Below are 15,193 nucleotides of genomic sequence, written 5' to 3'. Positions count from 1 at the left end.
TCCTCTCCGATGAAGCGGCCATGGGAGGCTAGAGGGGTTTGGCGGCTTGCATTTTGGCGTAAAAGGCGTGGGTCAAGGCGATGGCCAGGGCATCGGCCAGGTGGCTGGGCTTGGGAGCCTCCTTCAAACCCAGGATGCCCCGGACCATCAAGGCCACCTCTTCCTTACCGGCGTGCCCGTGCCCGGCCAGGGCCTGCTTCACCTGCATGGGGCCGTAGGCGTAAACGGGAACCCCGGCCTCAAAGGCCGCCACCAGCACCGCCCCCAGGGCCCAGCCCACCTTGTAGGCCAGTTCGTTCTGCCGGTAGAAGAACTGCTCCTCCACCGCCAGGGCCTCGGGGTGGAAGCGGGCAAGGGCCTCCTTTACCCGGGCGTGGATGCGCCCCACCCGTTCCTGGGCGGGTTCCTTGTGGGAGGTCCTCACCACCTCCCCGTGGAGGAGGTGGGCTTTTAGGGTGCCCTTGGGCTCCACCTCCACCACCCCCAGGCCCAGGTGGGTGATGCCGGGGTCTATGCCCAAAACCAACATGCCTCGAGGTTCCTAGTTTCCCTTTCTAGGGGGGTAGTCCGCATCCCCATAGCGGATAAAGGCGGGGATGTCGAAGTTATAGGGATCGGCGTGGGTCGGGAAGTCCACGGGCCTAAGCGGCTTGGGCACCACGGTGCTTTCCCCGAAGCCTGCGGCGATGAGGATCACCCGCAGTTCATCCTGGGCCCGTTCATCGTAGGTGACCCCGTAGAGGATGTCCACATCCTCGTTGCCCGTGGCCTCCCGCACCCGCTCCACCACCTCCGCCGCCTCCATAAGGGAGAGGTCCTCGGAGCCCACCACGTTGAGGAGAAGCCGCTTGGCTCCCTCAATGGAGCGTTCCAGGAGGGGGCTGTGGGTGGCGGTCTTGGCGGCTTCCTCCACCCGGTTTTCCCCCCGTCCCGCCCCGATGCCCATGAGCACCTGGCCTGCCCCCTCCAAAAGGGTTTTCACGTCGGCGAAGTCCACGTTGATGAGGCCCGGGAGATTGATGACGTCGGTGATGCCCTTGACCCCGTGGTAGAGGACCCGGTCGGCGATGAGGAAGGCATCCTTGAGGCTTACCTTCTTGTCCACGGCAGAGAGGAGGCGGTCGTTTTGCACCACCACCATGGCGTCCACCCGCTCCTTAAGGCGCTTGATACCCTCTTCCGCCGCCTTGAGGCGTTTCGGGCCTTCGAAGCTGAAGGGGCGGGTCACCACGGCCACGGTGAGGGCTCCAAGCCGCTTGGCGATATCCGCCACCACCGGGGCGCTTCCCGTTCCGGTACCTCCCCCCATGCCGGCGGTGATAAAGACCAGGTCGGCCCCGTCCAAGGCTTCGGCGATGAGGTCCTCGGCCTCGAGGGCCGCCTTCTCCCCGATCTCGGGGTTGGCCCCGGCCCCAAGGCCCCGGGTGAGCTTCTCCCCAAGCTGGATGCGCTGGTCGGCCAGGCTCTTGGCCAGCACCTGGGCGTCGGTGTTGGCGGCGATGAACTCCACCCCCAAAAGCCCCGCCTCAATCATGCGGTTCACCGCGTTGTTCCCCGCTCCCCCGAGACCGATGACCTTGATAACCGCTCCCTCCATCTCTGCCTCCTCTCCCCAAATAGATCCAGAACTAGAACAGGTTATTCAGAATCTCCTTGATCCTCGCCCAAAGACCCTCACCCTTAGCCTTTTCCTCACGCCGTTCCCTTCTTTCCCGGGCCCTCCGGGGCTCGGGTGCGGTGAGGGGCAAGGTGGTGGCGTACCGGACCAAGCCCACGGCGGTGGCGTGGGCGGGGGTGGCCACCACGTCGGTGAGCCCGGAAACCCCATGAGGCTTACCCACCCGCACGGGAAGGCTGTACTGCTGCCTTGCCAGGAGGTCAAAGCCCTTAAGAAGGGCGCTTCCCCCGGTGAGGATGACCCGATTGACCTTGATCTCCAAGGGTCCTAGGGCCTCGTCCACCGACTGACGGGCCAGGTGCAGGATCTCCCGCAGGCGGGGGCGGATGATGCGGGCGAGCTCGGGGGCAGGCACCTCGCCCAAGGACCCTCCTTCCTGGTTGATCTCCAGAACCAGCTCGGGATCCGCCAGTTCCGGCAAGGCCGCCCCGTACTTGCGCTTCACCCTTTCCGCCTCCTCGAAGGGGATCTTGAGGAGCTGGGCGATGTCTTGGGTTACGTGGTCCCCACCCAAGGGCAGAACGGAGGAGTGGGCCAGACGGCCTTCCCGGAAGACCGCCACCTCGGTGGTGCCTCCACCCACGTCCAGGAGGAGCACGGTCATGTGTTCCTCCTCGGGGGACAGCACACCGAGACCGCTGGCCAGGGGTTGGGCCACCAGGGCCTCGATCTCCAGACCCGCTTCCCCCACCGCCCGGCGCAGGTTGGCCAAAGGCCCACGGCCTGCGGCCACCAAGTGCACGTCCACCTCGAGGCGCACTCCCGCCATGCCCACGGGATCGCGGATGCCCTCCTGGCCGTCCACCTTGAACTCCAGAGGCAGGGCGTGTAGGAGCTCCAGGTCGGCATCAAAGGGGTAGGCCTTGGCCTGCTCGATGGCCCGCTCCACGTCGGCGGCGCTGATGCTCTGACCCCGGCGGATGGCGGCCAGGCCGTGGCTGGTCACGCTTTTGAGATGGGGTCCTCCCACCCCCAGGATGACCCGCTCCACCTTCACCCCGGCCACCCTCTCCGCCTGGTGGACGCTTTGGCGGATGGCCTCCGTGGTGCGCTCCAGGTTGACCACCACGCCCCGCTTCAAGCCCTGGGAGGGCACGTTGCCCTCGCCGATGATATCCAGCACGCCATCGGGGGCCAGTTCCCCGATCACGGTGGTGACCTTGCTGGTGCCGACGTCCAATCCAGCGATAATCATGGGCTTACACTCACCCCCCAAGAATACAGGTAAACCCTGCCCTTTGGTACGCCCGCCTGGGCATACTTTACTAGAAGCTGGGCTTCCGGAGCAAAGGCCACGCCCTGGGGTGTTTCCACCCAGAACCCGGCGGGCGTGTAGCGAAGCCGGGTGGCCTCGGGGTAGGCGCGGGCTAAGGCCAGGAGGTCTTGGACCGGTAGGGGACCTTCGCCCTCCACCCGGGGGCCCTTGGCCATGGGGGCCCCTCCGGGAAGCACGGTCCCGTCGGTGGCCAAGGCGTTGCCGTCCGCCAGGGGCAGGAAGGGCTCCCGTTCCCTCAGGATCAGGCGAACCTCTCCTACTCGGGGCTTCTCCAGCCGGGCTTCCGCCACCCAGGGATCCCGCCGAAGGCCTTGGAGGCGGTCGGAGCGAATCCAAAGCCAGGGCTCACCCGCATAGAGCTGGGTGCGGGCGAGGATCTCCTCGGTTTTCAGATGCTGGTTGCCCATCACCACGATGTGTTCCACGGGGAAGAGCACCAGGCTGGCCACATATAAGGTGGCGGCGAGGAGCAAGGCCAGCAGAAGCCTCATCCCCCACATCTTAATCTCCTCCTGTGAAAAAGCCACTAAACCTCAAGGCCACACCTCCCACTCCAGCTCCAGGGGAAGTTCTTCCTGGATCCGCTTTAGGAGTTCCAGCACGTCCTTGGCCGTGGCCTGTCCCAGATTAACGATAAAGTTTCCATGTTCTACGGATACCATGGCGTCGCCCACCCTGAGGCCCTTGAGGCCCCGTTCGTCTATGAGTCTTCCAGCAGAGTGGCCCGGGGGGTTTTTGAAGGCGCAGCCGGCGCTTTTCCGCTTGGGCTGGCCCTTCCTGGCGGCGTCCACCTCGGCCATGCGCCGCCTTATCTCCTCCAGGGGGCGCTCTTTCAGCTTCAGGCGGACCCGGGTCACGATGCCCCCGGGGGGGAGGCGGCTTTGGCGGTAGCCGAAGCCCAGTTCCTGGGGGAGGTAGATGTGAAAACGGCCCTCGTGGAAGATCTCCACCGCCTCGAGGGCATCCGCCATCTCCCCAAACCGGGTGCCCGCATTCATCTTGACCGCACCTCCCACCTGGGCGGGGATGCCGAGGAGGCCCTCGAGGCCGGAAAGCCCTTGGCGGGCAGCCTCCTGTACCAAGAGGGGAAGGAGGACCCCCGCTCCCACCCAGCCCCTTAGGTCATAGGTGGCGAACTCTCCTGCAAGGCGGATCACCCTTTCGGGCACCCCCTCGTCCATTACCAGAAGGTTGGAGCCATTTCCCAGGACCCGGTAAGGAGCCTCCGTGGCCTTAAGGAGGTCCTCCTGGGTTTCCACGGTCCAAAGCTCCGCCGGGCCTCCCACCCCTAAGGTGGTGTAGTCCTTGAGAAGCACCCGCTCAACCCTCATGGACGAGCCTCCAGGCGAGCTCCGTCACGTCCCCGGCCCCCAGGGTGAGCCAGAGGTCCTCTGGGGCGGCGGAGGCCCTGGCGTAGGCCAAGGCCTCCTCCTTGTCGAGAAAACGGGCAGGTTTTCCCAGGGCCAGAAGCCGTTCGGCGATCCTTCGGGAAAGGGCTTCGGGGGAGATACCCGCCTTTTCCCCTGCGGTGTACACGGGAAGAACCACCACCTCGTGTGCGGAGGCTAGGGCCTCGGCAAAGCCTTCCCAAAGCTCCTGGGTACGGAGGAGGCGGTGGGGCTGGAAGAGCACCCGAACCCGGCGGCCCAGGAGCTTGGCGGTGGCCAGGGTGGCCTTCACCTCCGTGGGGTGGTGGGCGTAATCGTCCACCACCCACGCACCCCGCACTTCCCCGATTTTTTGGAACCGGCGCCCCACCCCCGGGAAACGGGCCAGGCCCTCGAGGATGGCCTTGGGTTCCACCCCGAAGCTTAGGGCGGCTAAGGCGGCAGCCAGGGCGTTTTGCACGTTGTGGGCGCCCGGGACCTGGAGCCTGGCCTCCCCCAGGGTCCTGCCCTGGTACACGAGTTGGAAACGGCTTCCCGTGGGTCCAAGCTCGGTTTCCTCGGCCCAAAGGTCCCCTCCCTCCCCGAAAAGCTTCCGGGGGAGTCCCTGGGAAAGCCTTAGAAGCCTGGGGTCGAAGGTGGGCACCACCACCGTCTTGGCCCTGCTCAAAAAGCCCCGCATGGATTTTTCCAACTCCTCCAGGCTCGCGTGGTAGTTGGGGGCCCTTTGCCCGGCGGGGGCGATGTGGTCCGCCTCGAGGTTGGTGGCCACCGCCACCGCCACCTCCACCTCCTGGAAGAGGGGATCGGACTCGTCCACCTCCGCCAGGCGGGGGCCGAGGCCGAAGCGGGCGTTTCCAGGTAGGAGGGAAAGCTCGCCCCCGAGGAGCACCCAGGGATCCAGGCCCGCGGCCAGGAGGATGCTGGCCAGCATCCCCGTGGTGGTGGTCTTGCCGTGGGTACCGGTAACCCCCAAGGAGGGTCTTTGCCTTAACAGATGGGCAAGAAGCTCCATCCTCCTCAGCACCCGCATCCCCTTGCGCCTGGCTTCCTCCACCTCGGGGTGGTCCAGGGGGATGGGGGTGGGAACCACCAGGGTGTCCTCCTCCTGGAGATGGGCGGGATCATGGCCCCTATGGACCGGGACCCCCAGGCTTTCCGCCCGCCGGCCAGGGGTTAGGTCGCACCCGGTTACCTCTATTCCTGCTCCCAGTAGGAGGCGGGCCAAGGCGCTCATGCCCACTCCCTCGAGGCCCATGATGTGTACCCGTGTCATAGGAATTCCTCCAGCCAATCCGCCAGCCTGCCCGCGGCGCCCTCAGGGGAAAGGCGGGCCATACCCTCCCGGTAGGGCTCGGGGTGGGCCAGGATCCCTTCCACCTGCTTGGCAAGCCTCGCCAGATCCCCAAGCTCCGCTCCGCCTGCCTGCCGGTAGGCTTGGGCGTTGGCCGCCTGGGCACCTCCGTCCAGGCTGGGGGAAAGGGGAAACAGCAAGGCGGGGAGGCGGTGGTAGGCGGCTTCCGCCAGGGTGCCCGCCCCGGCCCGGGCGAGGAGGAGATCCGCGGCGCTCATGGCCAGGGGGGCGTCCACGAACCCCGCAACCCGGTAGTCCTCTTCCTCCAGATGCCGGTAGCGTTCCAGCCAGCGCTCCCCCACCTGGTGAAGGACAGGGAGGCGTAGGGGTTTCAGCAGGGGAGGGAGCTTCTCGTTGAGTTCCAGGCTGCCCTGGCTTCCCCCGAGAATGAGGAGCAAGGGCTTGTCCGGGGGGAAGCCCAGCCTGGCCTTGGCCTCGGCCTTGGGGTAGCGTACCTCCCGCACGGGGTAACCGGTGACCCGGGCCTTGCGGGCAAGCCCAGGGGAAAGGGTTACCGGCACGGAGAGGGCGAGACCCCGGGCCATGGGGGCGAGGAGCCTTATGGCCAGACCCAGCTTGGCGTTTTGCTCGTGGAGGAGGACGGGAATCCCCTTGAGTTCCCCCACCATGGCCCCGGGAAACCCGGCATACCCTCCCGTGGAGAGGATGGCCCTGGGCCTTGTCCCAACAAGAAGGCGCCAGGCGGCCCTAAGGCCTAGGAGGAGTTTCTGGGCTTCCTTTGGTTTGAAGGCACTCCGGTCCAGCTTGCCTGCGGGGATCAAGGCGTGGGGAATGGAGGTCTCGGGGAGGAGGCGGGCCTCGAGGCCCCCTTGGCTTCCCAGGTAGAAGACCTCGAGGCCCCGCTTCCTGAGCTCCTCCGCCACCGCCAAGGCGGGAAAAAGGTGCCCCCCGGTTCCGCCCCCAGTCAGGAGGACCATGGCTCCACCCCCTTCCTGGACGCTTCCCGGGCCAGGCGCATCAGGGCGCCCACGGCGAAGCCGGAAACCAAAAGGGAGCTTCCCCCATAGGAAACCAGGGGAAGGGGTACCCCCGTGACCGGCAGGAATCCCACGGTCACCCCGATGTTCAAAGCAGCCTGCAGGGTGAGGTAAAGGGTAAGGCCCAGGGCCACCAACCCCAAGGGTCCAGGGAGCCTGAGGGCCAAGGCGAGTCCCCGGGCGAAGATCAGAAAATAGAGCAAGAGCACCATGAACCCTCCCAGCCATCCGGTGGCGAAGACCACACTGGCAAAGACCATGTCGTTGTGGGCCTCGGGCAGGTGCGGCAGGTTGCCCGAAGGACCCTGGCCAAGGGGACCGGCCAGGATCAAGGCCTTCTGGGCCTGGAGAACCTGGTAGGCGGTCTGGGAGGGGCTGGCTTCACCTTGAAGGTAATCCACAAAGCCCGTAAAGCGCTCGGACACATAGCGGAAGCGGGCGAAGTAGATCCCGGAAAAGGGGGCTAGGACCATGGTCCCTGCCAGGCTCACCATGATGAGCCTCCGCCAGGGTACCCCCGCCAGGATGAAGAGGAGGCCGGCCAGGGTCACCAGGAAGAGAGCGGTGGCGAAGTCGGGTTCCACCAGCACCAACCCTGCGGTGAGGCCCACCAGGGCTGCGGCCCCCACGATGGGGTAGTCGTTTCCCTTCCGCCCCACGAAGGAAGCCAGGTAATAAACCAGCACCACCTTGGCGAGTTCCGAGGGTTGGAAGGCTAAGGGCCCCAGGTAAAACCACCGCCGCACCCCTCCCGGGCCGCTTCCCACCATGAGGACCAACGCGAGGAGAACGAAGGTGGCGGCAAGCAGGAAGCGGGCGTGGCGAAGGAGCCTTGCGGGAGGCAGGAGAAGGCCCAGGATCATGGCCCCAAGCGCCACGCTGATGCGAAGGAGATGGTGGGGAAGGAGGGTTGGCTCGGCCACCCCCACCCCCAGGAGGCCGAAGGCCATGAGGAGAAGGGCGCTTAGGAGGAGGATGGGATCCATGGCTCACCTCCTAGGGCGTAGACCGCTTCCCGGAAGGCTTGGGCGCGGTCCTGGTAGTCCCTGAACTGATCGAAGCTGGCGGCCAGGGGAGCCAGGAGGACGCTTCCCCGTTCCAGGCGCTTTAAGGCCTCGGCCACCGCCTGCCGTAGGGCGGCCCGCCCATCGGTCTGGGGGAGGACCACCACCTCCACCCCACCCCCTAAGGCCTCGGCCATCTTGGGGCCATCCCGGCCGATGGCCAAAACCACCCGTACCCGGGAAAGGAGAGGGCGTAGGGCCTCGAGGTCGGCTCCCTTGTCCTCCCCGCCCAGGATCCAGGCGATGGGGGCCGGGGCGGCCTCCAGGGCAGCGGCCACCGAGGGAGTGCGGGTGGCGATGGAATCATCGATGAAAACCACCTCCCCCTTCCGGGCAAAGATCTGGAAGCGATGGGGAGGGGAGGGGAGGGTTTTTAAGCTTTCTTGAAGAAGATCGGTGTTCAAGGGGCGGCCCAGGAGTTCCAGGTAGGCTCGGGTCGCCTCGAGGGCCGCCCTCAGGTTGGTTTCCCTGGGAGAGTTTCCCGGAGTAAAGGGATAGAGCCGGGCAGGGGAGGCCAGGGCCACCTGCCGCACCTTGGGGTCCCCTTCGTTGTATACCAGGGCGTCCTCGGGGGTGAGGTTCTTGAGGAGGTTCAACTTGGCCTGGTGGTAGGCCTCCACGCTCCCGTGCCGGTCCAGGTGGTCCACCCCCAGGTTGAGGAGAATTGCCACCCGGGGGCGGAAGACGTGGATCCTTTCCAGCTGGAAGCTGGAAAGCTCGGCCACCGCCACCTCAGCCTCGTCCACCACGCTTACCAAGGGGGGATCCACGTTGCCCCCTTCCAGGGCCTTAAGCCCCTGCCCCCTAAGGAGATGGGCGGTGAAGAGGGTGGTGGAGGTTTTGCCGGCGGTGCCGGTGATGCCGATGATGGGGGTGGAGGAGAGGCGGTAGGCCAGCTCGGCCTCCCCAAGGATCAGGGCCCCGCGGGCCTTCAGGGCCTCGAGGTGGGGGTGGAAAAAGGGTACCCCAGGGGCGGCCACCACCTCCGGGTAGTCCCCCTCCAGGTTCCAGTCCGGAGTAAAGCCCAGGCTCAAAGCCTCCTGCACCTCTATTTCCTTGGAATGGTCGTCGTAGAAGCGGGCGGGAAGTCCCCGCTTCCTCAAGAAGCGCAGAACCCCAAGTCCGCTTCGTCCCAGCCCATAGACCAGGATCATGCTCCTCCCCCCAGGCTGAAGGCCAAGGCCGTGGCCAAGGCGGTGAGGACGGTGAAGCGGAAGACGATCTTGCTTTCTTCCCATCCGGAAAGCTCCAGGTGGTGGTGCAGGGGGCTCATGCGCAGAAGGCGCTTCCCCGTCCTCCGGAAGTAGAGGACTTGAACCACCACGGAAAGCACCTCCAGTACGGGTATGATGCCTGCCAAGGGCAGAAGCCAAAGCTTTCCCGTAAGGGTGAAAAGCCCGGCCAGCATGGCCCCCAGGGCCTGGCTTCCCGTGTCCCCCATGAAGACCTTGGCCCGGGGGGCGTTGTGCCAGAGGAATCCCAGGAGGGCGCCCAGGAGGGTTTGGGCAAAGGGGTAAGGGTAAAAGGGAAGGAGGAGCACGGCGGCGATGCTGGCTAAAAGCCCATCCAGACCATCCGTGAAGTTGAAGGCATTGGCCGCGCCCACCACCGCCAGGAGGATGAGGAGCACATCCGCAAGGGGCCAGGGAGTGTAGGCCACCTCCCGCACCGCCCAAAGGGCAAAGATCAGGGCCATGAGGGTCTGCAGGGCGAGTTTCTCGCGGGCCCTTAAGGGCCGGGCGAGGCTTCCCCCCAGGTCGTCCAAAAGCCCCAGGAGGGCGAAGCCCAGGCCCAGGAGCCAAAGGCCGGCGAACCCGTCCCGCCCTATCAGGCTGTAGGCCAGAAAGCCTGCCAGGAGGAAGGCCACACCTCCCATGCTGGGGGTACCCTGCTTGGCCAGGTGGCTTTGGGGTCCGTCGGTACGCACCTTTTTGCCCAGGCCCAGGCTTCTCATGAACACGATCCAGACTGCGGTGAGGAACCAGGAGAGGAGAAGGGCTAGGGCCATACCACCTCCTTGCAGGAAATCACCCGCCTGCCCGGGATGAGGTAGAGGGTTTCTCCCCAGGCGGCAAAGTCCTGGGCCTCCGCCACCGGTTTGGCTCCCTCGGGCCGCACCAAGTAGACCCAGCCCTCCATGAGGGCCACCACCCCGCAGGCCCCGGCCTGGGCTTTGCGGACAACGTGGGGCAGGGGGAGGAGGAGGCCTTCCGGGTAGAAGTAGGCTTCCTGGCCCAGGGCCACCACCCCGGTGTCCAAGGCCACCACCTGGGAGAAAGCCCCCGGGCGGAGAAGGGTGGCTTCCCGGTAAAGCCCCTTTTCTCCTACCCAGAAGAGCCCTTCTTGGCTCCAGGCGGCGTCCCGGGCAGGGTAGGGGAGAAGTCCTTCCTCCGTGTACACGCCTTCTCCTAGCCCCACCACCACTTTCCCTGAAGAGGCCCTAAGAAATCGTGGGATGCCCGGCAGGGAAAGGCTTTGCCAAAGACCATCCCGGTAGATGAGAAGCTGGTACGGATAGGCGGCATAGAGGCTTTGCTGGTCAGCATCCAGCAAGAGGGGAGCCCCTGGCAGGGCCACAAAGAAGCGGCCCGTCACCCACCCTCCCTCGGCGAAGCCGCCTGGGTAGGGAAGCACAGGGGCAGTGGCCTGGAGGGGAGCACAGGCGCTGAGGAGGGCGAGAAGGGGCAGGGCGTTCAGGCGTCCCATAGCTCCAGAATCCTTTCCAGGCCCACGCTCCTCGAGGCCTTCAGGTAGACCAGGTCCCCAGGCTGAACCCGTTCCTTGAGCCAACCTACGGCTTCCTCGAGGCTCTCTGCTGCTTCCCCGCCTAAGGAGGCCTGGGCCTTGGCGTAGGGGCCCAGGTACAGGGGCTTAAGGCCCAGCCGGGCTGCTTCCTGGGCCACTTCCAGGTGAAGCCTTAGGGCTTCCTCCCCCAGTTCCCGCATCTCCCCCAGGACCACCCACTTCCTGCCGGGTTGCAGGGCCAGCCAGGCCAGGCCCGCTTTCACCGAAAGGGGGTTGGCGTTGTACGCGTCGTTCAAGAACACCACCCCATCCTTTTCCCGCCGCTCCATCCGCCCCGGGGGAAGCACCAGGTGGGCTAGCCTCTCCGCCACTTCCTTGGGATCCTGGCCCAGCATCTCCGCCACCCCCAAGGCGGCCAAGGCGGCCAGGGCCGGGCCCATGCCGGGGTAGGGGATATGGACCTCGAGGGCCCCGTAGCGGAAGCGGCTTTCGTGAAGGAGAAGCCTCAGGTCCTCTCCCCGGAAGGTGGCCTCGCCAAAGCCGTAAGTGGGGAGGCCCCGGCCCAGGCCAAAGCGCTCCAGGACCTCCGCTGCCTGGAGGCTCACCAGGGCCTGGGGGGCGGACAGCAGGCCTGCTTCCTCCTCCACCACTCCCTGGAGGCTGCCAAAGGCTTCCAGGTGTTCCTCCCCCAAGGCGGTAAGCACCGCAAGGTGCGGCCTGGCCAGGCCCATGAGCTCGGCCATCTCGCCCACCCGATCCACCCCGAGCTCCACCACGCAGCCCGGGGCCTGGGGATCCAGCCTCAGGAGAAAGCGGGCAAGAGGCGGGGCCGTGTTCTGGTTGCCGGGGGGAGCGGGGAACCCCAGGCCTTGGGCCAGGGCTTCCTTGGTGGTGGTTTTGCCCGAGCTGCCTCCCACCGCCACCACCTGGCCGCGGAAAAGCTCCCGCAAGGCCCTTCCCAGGTGGAGAAGGGCCTGGTGCGTGTCCGCCACCTCCACCGTGGCGGGTCCCGGACGGTCGGAGAGGACCAGGTGGGCTCCTTTGGCCCGGGCTTCGTCCACATACTCCCGTCCATGGACCCGTTTCCCGGGCAAGGCCACGAAGAGGCTGCCAGGGGTGGTCTCGCGGCTATCCCAGTGGAGGTCGCGCACGGGTTTCCCCCCGGGGTGAAGCCTTCCCCCGGTGGCCCTGGCCACCCACTCCGGCGTTACTTCCCTAACATGATGAAGATACACAAGCCACTCACCGCCCTTCAGCATAGGGGGGTACGCCCCGGTACGCCAAGAGTCCGGCGGCCACCTCCCGGAAGATGGGGGCGGCCACCAGGCTACCGTGGATCTCCCCTTTGGGATGGTGGACGGCCACCACCACGGTGTAGAGGGGTTCATCCCCGGGCACGAAGCCGGCGAACCAAGCGGTGAAGACCTCCTGGGAATACCTTCCGTTTACCACCACCTGGGCGGTTCCCGTCTTGCCGGCCAAGGGGTACCCTGCCAGGGAGGCACGGGGAGCAAGGCCTTCCTGAAGGGCCTGGCGGATGGCCCTGGCGGTGGCGGGGGAGAAGACCCGCTCAGGCTGGCCTTCTTGCTGGGCGAAGAGCCTGGGTGGGCGGTAGAGGCCGTCCACCAGGGTGTTGAAGGCAGCGGTGAGGTGAAGGGGAGTGATAAGGAAACCCTGGCCGAAGGTGTGGTTGGCGTAGGCGGCGGGGCTCCAGGTACGGGGAGGGGTAACGACTGGGCTAGCCACCCTGACCCCGGGCAGGGGGGTGGGATCGGTGAGGTGTAGACGTTCCATATAACGGTAAAACACCTGTTTGGGCAGGGCCTCGGCCAGCAGGCTGATGCCCACGTTAGAGGAATAGCGAAGCACCTCGGCCAAGGTGAGGACGGAAGGGTGGGGAATCACATCCCGGATGGTCCATTCGTCCACCACTCTCTGCATGGGGGCTTCCACGCGGGTGGTGAGGCTGGCCGCTCCTTCCTCTATGAGCATGGCGGCGGTGAGGGCCTTCATGGTGGAGCCGGGCTCCAGGGGTACCAGAAAGGCGTGGTTCCGCCAGGAGATGTCCCGGTTGGGATCCCCCCTGGGGGCTAGGGGATCAAAGGCTGGCCCGTTGGCCACGGCCTTGAGGTTGCCCTCCCGGTCCATGACCAGCAGGGTGCCAAAGGCTCCCCGGCTTCGCGCCAGGCCCTCCCAGAGGGCCCTCTCCGCCAGGGCCTGGATCCAGGGGTCCAGGGTGAGGGTGAAGGAGCGGCCTGCCTCCAGGGCCCCGTTCAAATCCCGCTCCAGCCCCTCAAGCCCCTTCCCCGTGCCCCGTTCCCCGAAGCCCAGGAGCTGGCTGGCGCTTTTTCCCAGGGGGTAGTAGCGCCCTTCCTCGAGGTCCAGGGCCAAGGGGGTGCCATCCTGGGCATACAGGGTGCCTCGAGGGGGAGCGGCGGGAGGCAAGGGAGCGGAGAGCCTTGGAGGGCGGGCGATCAGGCTGTAAAGGCCCAAGCCGAAGAGGGCTACCCAGAGGGCGAACCCCAGAAAAACCCAGGAGACCCGGCTTACCCCTACGGTCACTCCGCCCACCTCCCTTGGCTCATGGGCACGAACCCCTTTTCCTTGGCCCAGGAGAGCACCCGGTGGGGCTCGGTGGCCTGCCACCTCTCCTTGAGCAAGGCTTCCTCCCGGGCTTTTAACCTGGCGAGCTCCGCCTCCATCTTGGCCAGGTGCGCCTTCTCCATTTGGTTGCGGTGGCCCACGGCGAAGACCAAGAGAAGGGCTAAGAGGTAGAGGAGGCCGAAGCGAAAGGTTGTGCCCAGGCTTCCCTGGCGGTGCATCAGGCCACCTCCTTCTCCGCCGCCCTGAGCTTGGCGCTACGGGACCTGGGGTTCCTCGCTACCTCCTCTGGGCTTGGGGTGATGGGCTTTTTGGTGAGTACCTTGAGGCGGCTTTCCTTCAGGTAGCGCTTCACCACCCGGTCTTCCAGGGAGTGGAAGGTGATGACCAGAAGCCTTCCTCCAGGGGCCAAAACCTCCTCGGCTTGCCTGAGGAACTCCTCCAGGGCACCCAGCTCGTTGTTCACGTACATCCGGATGGCCTGGAAGGTTTTACGGGCGGGGTGTCCTGCTTTCCGGAAGCCCACCGCCCGCCGCACCACCTCGGCCAGCTCCAGGGTGGTGCGGATGGGGGCTTTCTGCCTTCTCTCCACGATGGCCTTGGCGATGCGATGGGCCTGCTTCTCCTCCCCCAGGTCCAACAGGATCCGCCGGAGGTCTTCCAAGGGAAGGGTGTTCACCACCTCGTAGGCGGTGGGGCCCTCCTCCCCCATGCGCATGTCCAGGGGGCCTTCCCTCTGGTAGCTGAAGCCCCGCTTGGGATCCTCCAGGTGGAAGCTGCTCACCCCTAGATCCGCCAGGATGCCCGCCACCTGGCTAACCCCGGCCTCCTGGAGGACTTCCTTTAGATGGCGAAAGTTCCGCTGAAAAACCCTAAGCCCAGGGAGTCCCAGGGCCCTTGCCCTGGCCACGGCCTCGGGGTCCTGGTCCAGGCCGATGACCAGGCCTCCGCGTTCCAGGATGCCCTTGGAGTGTCCAGCCCCCCCCAAGGTGGCGTCCACGTACACCTGCCCCGGGCGGACTTGCAGGAGGTTTAGAACTTCTTCGTAAAGAACGGGAATGTGCTCGGTAATGGCGTCCATAGTCTCCTATCCGATAAGCCCCTTGAGGGCCTCGGGGGCCGGGGGGTTTTGCATGATCTCCTCAATGGTCTTCCACCAGCGTTCCTGGCTCCAGATCTCCAGCCGTCCCGGGGCGCCGGCGATCACCACCTCCCCACCTTCCTGAAGACCAGCGAACTGGCGGAGGGGTGGGGGAATCAGGACCCGGGAGGCGTTGTCCATGCGGGTTTTGTGGGCCCCGGAGTAGAAGAAGCGCACGAAGGCCCGGGCCTGGGCGTCGGTGAGGGGGAGGTTGACCAGCTGCTCCTCAATCTTGCGCCAGCGGTCCGAGGGAAAGACGTAGAGGCAGCCCTCCATTCCGCGGGTGAGCACCAGGCCGTCCTCGAGGAAATCCCGGAAGGGGCCGGGGATCACCACCCGCCCCTTGTCGTCCAGGCTGTACTGATACTCGCCGAAGGGCATTTCCCACCTGGTCCCACCCTCTGGGGCTGGCTGGGCTTGGGCGTCCGGTTTGGAGCCTTACCCGCAGAGGAGTTCTTGCCCAGGAATATAGCACGGATTCCCCACAGTTTTCCACTACCTCCCACCTAGGTCCCACTTGGTTCCCACCCCGGATGCAAAGAAAAACCCCAAGCCGAAGCTTGGGGAGCCCCAGGATAGGGCGTAAGCCGGGTTCTGTTTTCGGCGGTCATCTCTCTGGGACCGGCGTCGCCGCCGGCCTCAAGCGGCCCATCCCAGGGGTTGTGGCGGGCCGGGCAAGCCCTTCCCCTCTACTGGGCCTTGCACCGGGTGGGGTTTGCCGTGCCGCCCCTGTTTCCAGGAGGCGCGGTGGGCTCTTACCCCACCGTTTCACCCTTGCCCGCACCAGGCCTTGGCCTGGCCGCTGGCGGTCTTTTCTCTGTGGCACTTTCCGTCGGGTTACCCCGCCCAGCTGTTAGCTGGCACCCTGCCCTATGGTGCCCGGACTTTCCTCACCCGGGAGGTTCGGCTCCCGGGCGCGACCGCCCCCCTGTCCTGGGGCATTCTTTATTC

Annotated in this window: 16 protein-coding genes and 1 other RNA gene; all 17 read right to left on the bottom strand. The window is 66.0% G+C overall.

Features of this window, described 5'->3' with window-relative positions; translation table 11 throughout:
* Window positions 1-28: 28 nt before the first annotated feature.
* The 17 genes from ruvC to rnpB all read right to left on the bottom strand — a co-directional run bounded on the left by ruvC (window position 29) and on the right by rnpB (window position 15,178).
* Window positions 29-529 (bottom strand): crossover junction endodeoxyribonuclease RuvC, encoded by a 501-nt coding sequence (ruvC, locus tag TNMX_RS00465; protein ID WP_038028308.1) that lies wholly within the window; start codon window positions 527-529, stop codon window positions 29-31.
* A 12-nt stretch (window positions 530-541) separates the two neighbouring features.
* Complete coding sequence (gene ftsZ / locus TNMX_RS00460) at window positions 542-1,597, bottom strand: cell division protein FtsZ (protein WP_019551132.1); 1,056 nt, start codon at window positions 1,595-1,597, stop codon at window positions 542-544.
* A 31-nt stretch (window positions 1,598-1,628) separates the two neighbouring features.
* Complete coding sequence (gene ftsA / locus TNMX_RS00455) at window positions 1,629-2,873, bottom strand: cell division protein FtsA (RefSeq protein ID WP_015717341.1); 1,245 nt, start codon at window positions 2,871-2,873, stop codon at window positions 1,629-1,631.
* Complete coding sequence (locus TNMX_RS00450) at window positions 2,870-3,454, bottom strand: FtsQ-type POTRA domain-containing protein (RefSeq protein WP_019551130.1); 585 nt, start codon at window positions 3,452-3,454, stop codon at window positions 2,870-2,872. The genes ftsA and TNMX_RS00450 overlap by 4 nt, the downstream gene beginning before the upstream one ends.
* A gap of 33 nt (window positions 3,455-3,487) precedes the next feature.
* Window positions 3,488-4,285, bottom strand: coding sequence for a UDP-N-acetylmuramate dehydrogenase (locus TNMX_RS00445; RefSeq protein ID WP_015717339.1), 798 nt, complete (start codon window positions 4,283-4,285; stop codon window positions 3,488-3,490).
* On the bottom strand, window positions 4,275-5,615 hold the full coding sequence (murC, locus tag TNMX_RS00440) for a UDP-N-acetylmuramate--L-alanine ligase (protein WP_038028295.1): 1,341 nt from the start codon (window positions 5,613-5,615) through the stop codon (window positions 4,275-4,277). The genes TNMX_RS00445 and murC overlap by 11 nt, the downstream gene beginning before the upstream one ends.
* Window positions 5,612-6,631, bottom strand: a complete 1,020-nt coding sequence (locus tag TNMX_RS00435; protein WP_015717337.1) for a glycosyltransferase — start codon at window positions 6,629-6,631, stop codon at window positions 5,612-5,614. Before TNMX_RS00435 ends, murC begins: the two co-directional genes overlap by 4 nt.
* A complete protein-coding gene (locus tag TNMX_RS00430) occupies window positions 6,619-7,677 on the bottom strand; it encodes an FtsW/RodA/SpoVE family cell cycle protein (RefSeq protein ID WP_038028291.1) in 1,059 nt (352 codons plus the stop codon). Before TNMX_RS00430 ends, TNMX_RS00435 begins: the two co-directional genes overlap by 13 nt.
* Window positions 7,656-8,909: a UDP-N-acetylmuramoyl-L-alanine--D-glutamate ligase gene (murD, locus tag TNMX_RS00425; RefSeq protein ID WP_038028289.1), complete on the bottom strand. Its 1,254-nt coding sequence runs from the start codon at window positions 8,907-8,909 to the stop codon at window positions 7,656-7,658. The genes TNMX_RS00430 and murD overlap by 22 nt, the downstream gene beginning before the upstream one ends.
* Window positions 8,906-9,763 carry a phospho-N-acetylmuramoyl-pentapeptide-transferase gene (locus TNMX_RS00420; RefSeq protein WP_038028286.1) on the bottom strand — a complete coding sequence of 286 codons (858 nt, stop codon included), beginning with the start codon at window positions 9,761-9,763 and terminating at the stop codon, window positions 8,906-8,908. The genes murD and TNMX_RS00420 overlap by 4 nt, the downstream gene beginning before the upstream one ends.
* Window positions 9,754-10,461, bottom strand: a complete 708-nt coding sequence (locus TNMX_RS00415) for a hypothetical protein (RefSeq protein WP_038028284.1) — start codon at window positions 10,459-10,461, stop codon at window positions 9,754-9,756. Before TNMX_RS00415 ends, TNMX_RS00420 begins: the two co-directional genes overlap by 10 nt.
* Window positions 10,449-11,759: a UDP-N-acetylmuramoyl-tripeptide--D-alanyl-D-alanine ligase gene (gene murF, locus TNMX_RS00410; protein WP_172640094.1), complete on the bottom strand. Its 1,311-nt coding sequence runs from the start codon at window positions 11,757-11,759 to the stop codon at window positions 10,449-10,451. Before murF ends, TNMX_RS00415 begins: the two co-directional genes overlap by 13 nt.
* The gene (locus tag TNMX_RS00405) at window positions 11,743-13,062 is read right to left on the bottom strand and encodes a penicillin-binding protein 2 (RefSeq protein WP_038028280.1); all 1,320 of its coding nucleotides are present in this window, start codon (window positions 13,060-13,062) and stop codon (window positions 11,743-11,745) included. The genes murF and TNMX_RS00405 overlap by 17 nt, the downstream gene beginning before the upstream one ends.
* Window positions 13,059-13,322 (bottom strand): hypothetical protein, encoded by a 264-nt coding sequence (locus TNMX_RS00400; protein WP_038028278.1) that lies wholly within the window; start codon window positions 13,320-13,322, stop codon window positions 13,059-13,061. The genes TNMX_RS00405 and TNMX_RS00400 overlap by 4 nt, the downstream gene beginning before the upstream one ends.
* The gene (gene rsmH / locus TNMX_RS00395; RefSeq protein ID WP_038028268.1) at window positions 13,322-14,182 is read right to left on the bottom strand and encodes a 16S rRNA (cytosine(1402)-N(4))-methyltransferase RsmH; all 861 of its coding nucleotides are present in this window, start codon (window positions 14,180-14,182) and stop codon (window positions 13,322-13,324) included. Before rsmH ends, TNMX_RS00400 begins: the two co-directional genes overlap by 1 nt.
* 6 nt (window positions 14,183-14,188) lie before the next feature.
* Window positions 14,189-14,623, bottom strand: a complete 435-nt coding sequence (gene mraZ, locus TNMX_RS00390) for a division/cell wall cluster transcriptional repressor MraZ (RefSeq protein ID WP_038028266.1) — start codon at window positions 14,621-14,623, stop codon at window positions 14,189-14,191.
* A gap of 186 nt (window positions 14,624-14,809) precedes the next feature.
* Window positions 14,810-15,178, bottom strand: an RNA gene (rnpB, locus tag TNMX_RS12360) — RNase P RNA component class A.
* Between the last annotated feature and the right edge of the window lie 15 nt (window positions 15,179-15,193).

This window comes from Thermus sp. NMX2.A1, from assembly GCF_000511705.1.
GTDB lineage: Bacteria > Deinococcota > Deinococci > Deinococcales > Thermaceae > Thermus > Thermus scotoductus.
Note: the sequence above shows the minus strand (reverse complement) of the source record. Positions and strands in the feature narration are given on the sequence as shown.

Bases quoted from the DNA above. Each gene is read 5' to 3' on its own strand.
- TNMX_RS00450 (WP_019551130.1), bottom strand. From the start codon at position 3,454: ATGTGGGGGATGAGGCTTCTGCTGGCCTTGCTCCTCGCCGCCACCTTA.
- murC (WP_038028295.1), bottom strand. From the start codon at position 5,615: ATGACACGGGTACACATCATGGGCCTCGAGGGAGTGGGCATGAGCGCC.
- murD (WP_038028289.1), bottom strand. From the start codon at position 8,909: ATGATCCTGGTCTATGGGCTGGGACGAAGCGGACTTGGGGTTCTGCGC.
- ftsZ (WP_019551132.1), bottom strand. From the start codon at position 1,597: ATGGAGGGAGCGGTTATCAAGGTCATCGGTCTCGGGGGAGCGGGGAAC.
- TNMX_RS00445 (WP_015717339.1), bottom strand. From the start codon at position 4,285: ATGAGGGTTGAGCGGGTGCTTCTCAAGGACTACACCACCTTAGGGGTG.
- mraZ (WP_038028266.1), bottom strand. From the start codon at position 14,623: ATGCCCTTCGGCGAGTATCAGTACAGCCTGGACGACAAGGGGCGGGTG.
- TNMX_RS00400 (WP_038028278.1), bottom strand. From the start codon at position 13,322: ATGCACCGCCAGGGAAGCCTGGGCACAACCTTTCGCTTCGGCCTCCTC.
- ftsA (WP_015717341.1), bottom strand. From the start codon at position 2,873: ATGATTATCGCTGGATTGGACGTCGGCACCAGCAAGGTCACCACCGTG.
- murF (WP_172640094.1), bottom strand. From the start codon at position 11,759: ATGCTGAAGGGCGGTGAGTGGCTTGTGTATCTTCATCATGTTAGGGAA.
- rsmH (WP_038028268.1), bottom strand. From the start codon at position 14,182: ATGGACGCCATTACCGAGCACATTCCCGTTCTTTACGAAGAAGTTCTA.
- ruvC (WP_038028308.1), bottom strand. From the start codon at position 529: ATGTTGGTTTTGGGCATAGACCCCGGCATCACCCACCTGGGCCTGGGG.
- TNMX_RS00435 (WP_015717337.1), bottom strand. From the start codon at position 6,631: ATGGTCCTCCTGACTGGGGGCGGAACCGGGGGGCACCTTTTTCCCGCC.
- TNMX_RS00415 (WP_038028284.1), bottom strand. From the start codon at position 10,461: ATGGGACGCCTGAACGCCCTGCCCCTTCTCGCCCTCCTCAGCGCCTGT.
- TNMX_RS00420 (WP_038028286.1), bottom strand. From the start codon at position 9,763: ATGGCCCTAGCCCTTCTCCTCTCCTGGTTCCTCACCGCAGTCTGGATC.
- TNMX_RS00430 (WP_038028291.1), bottom strand. From the start codon at position 7,677: ATGGATCCCATCCTCCTCCTAAGCGCCCTTCTCCTCATGGCCTTCGGC.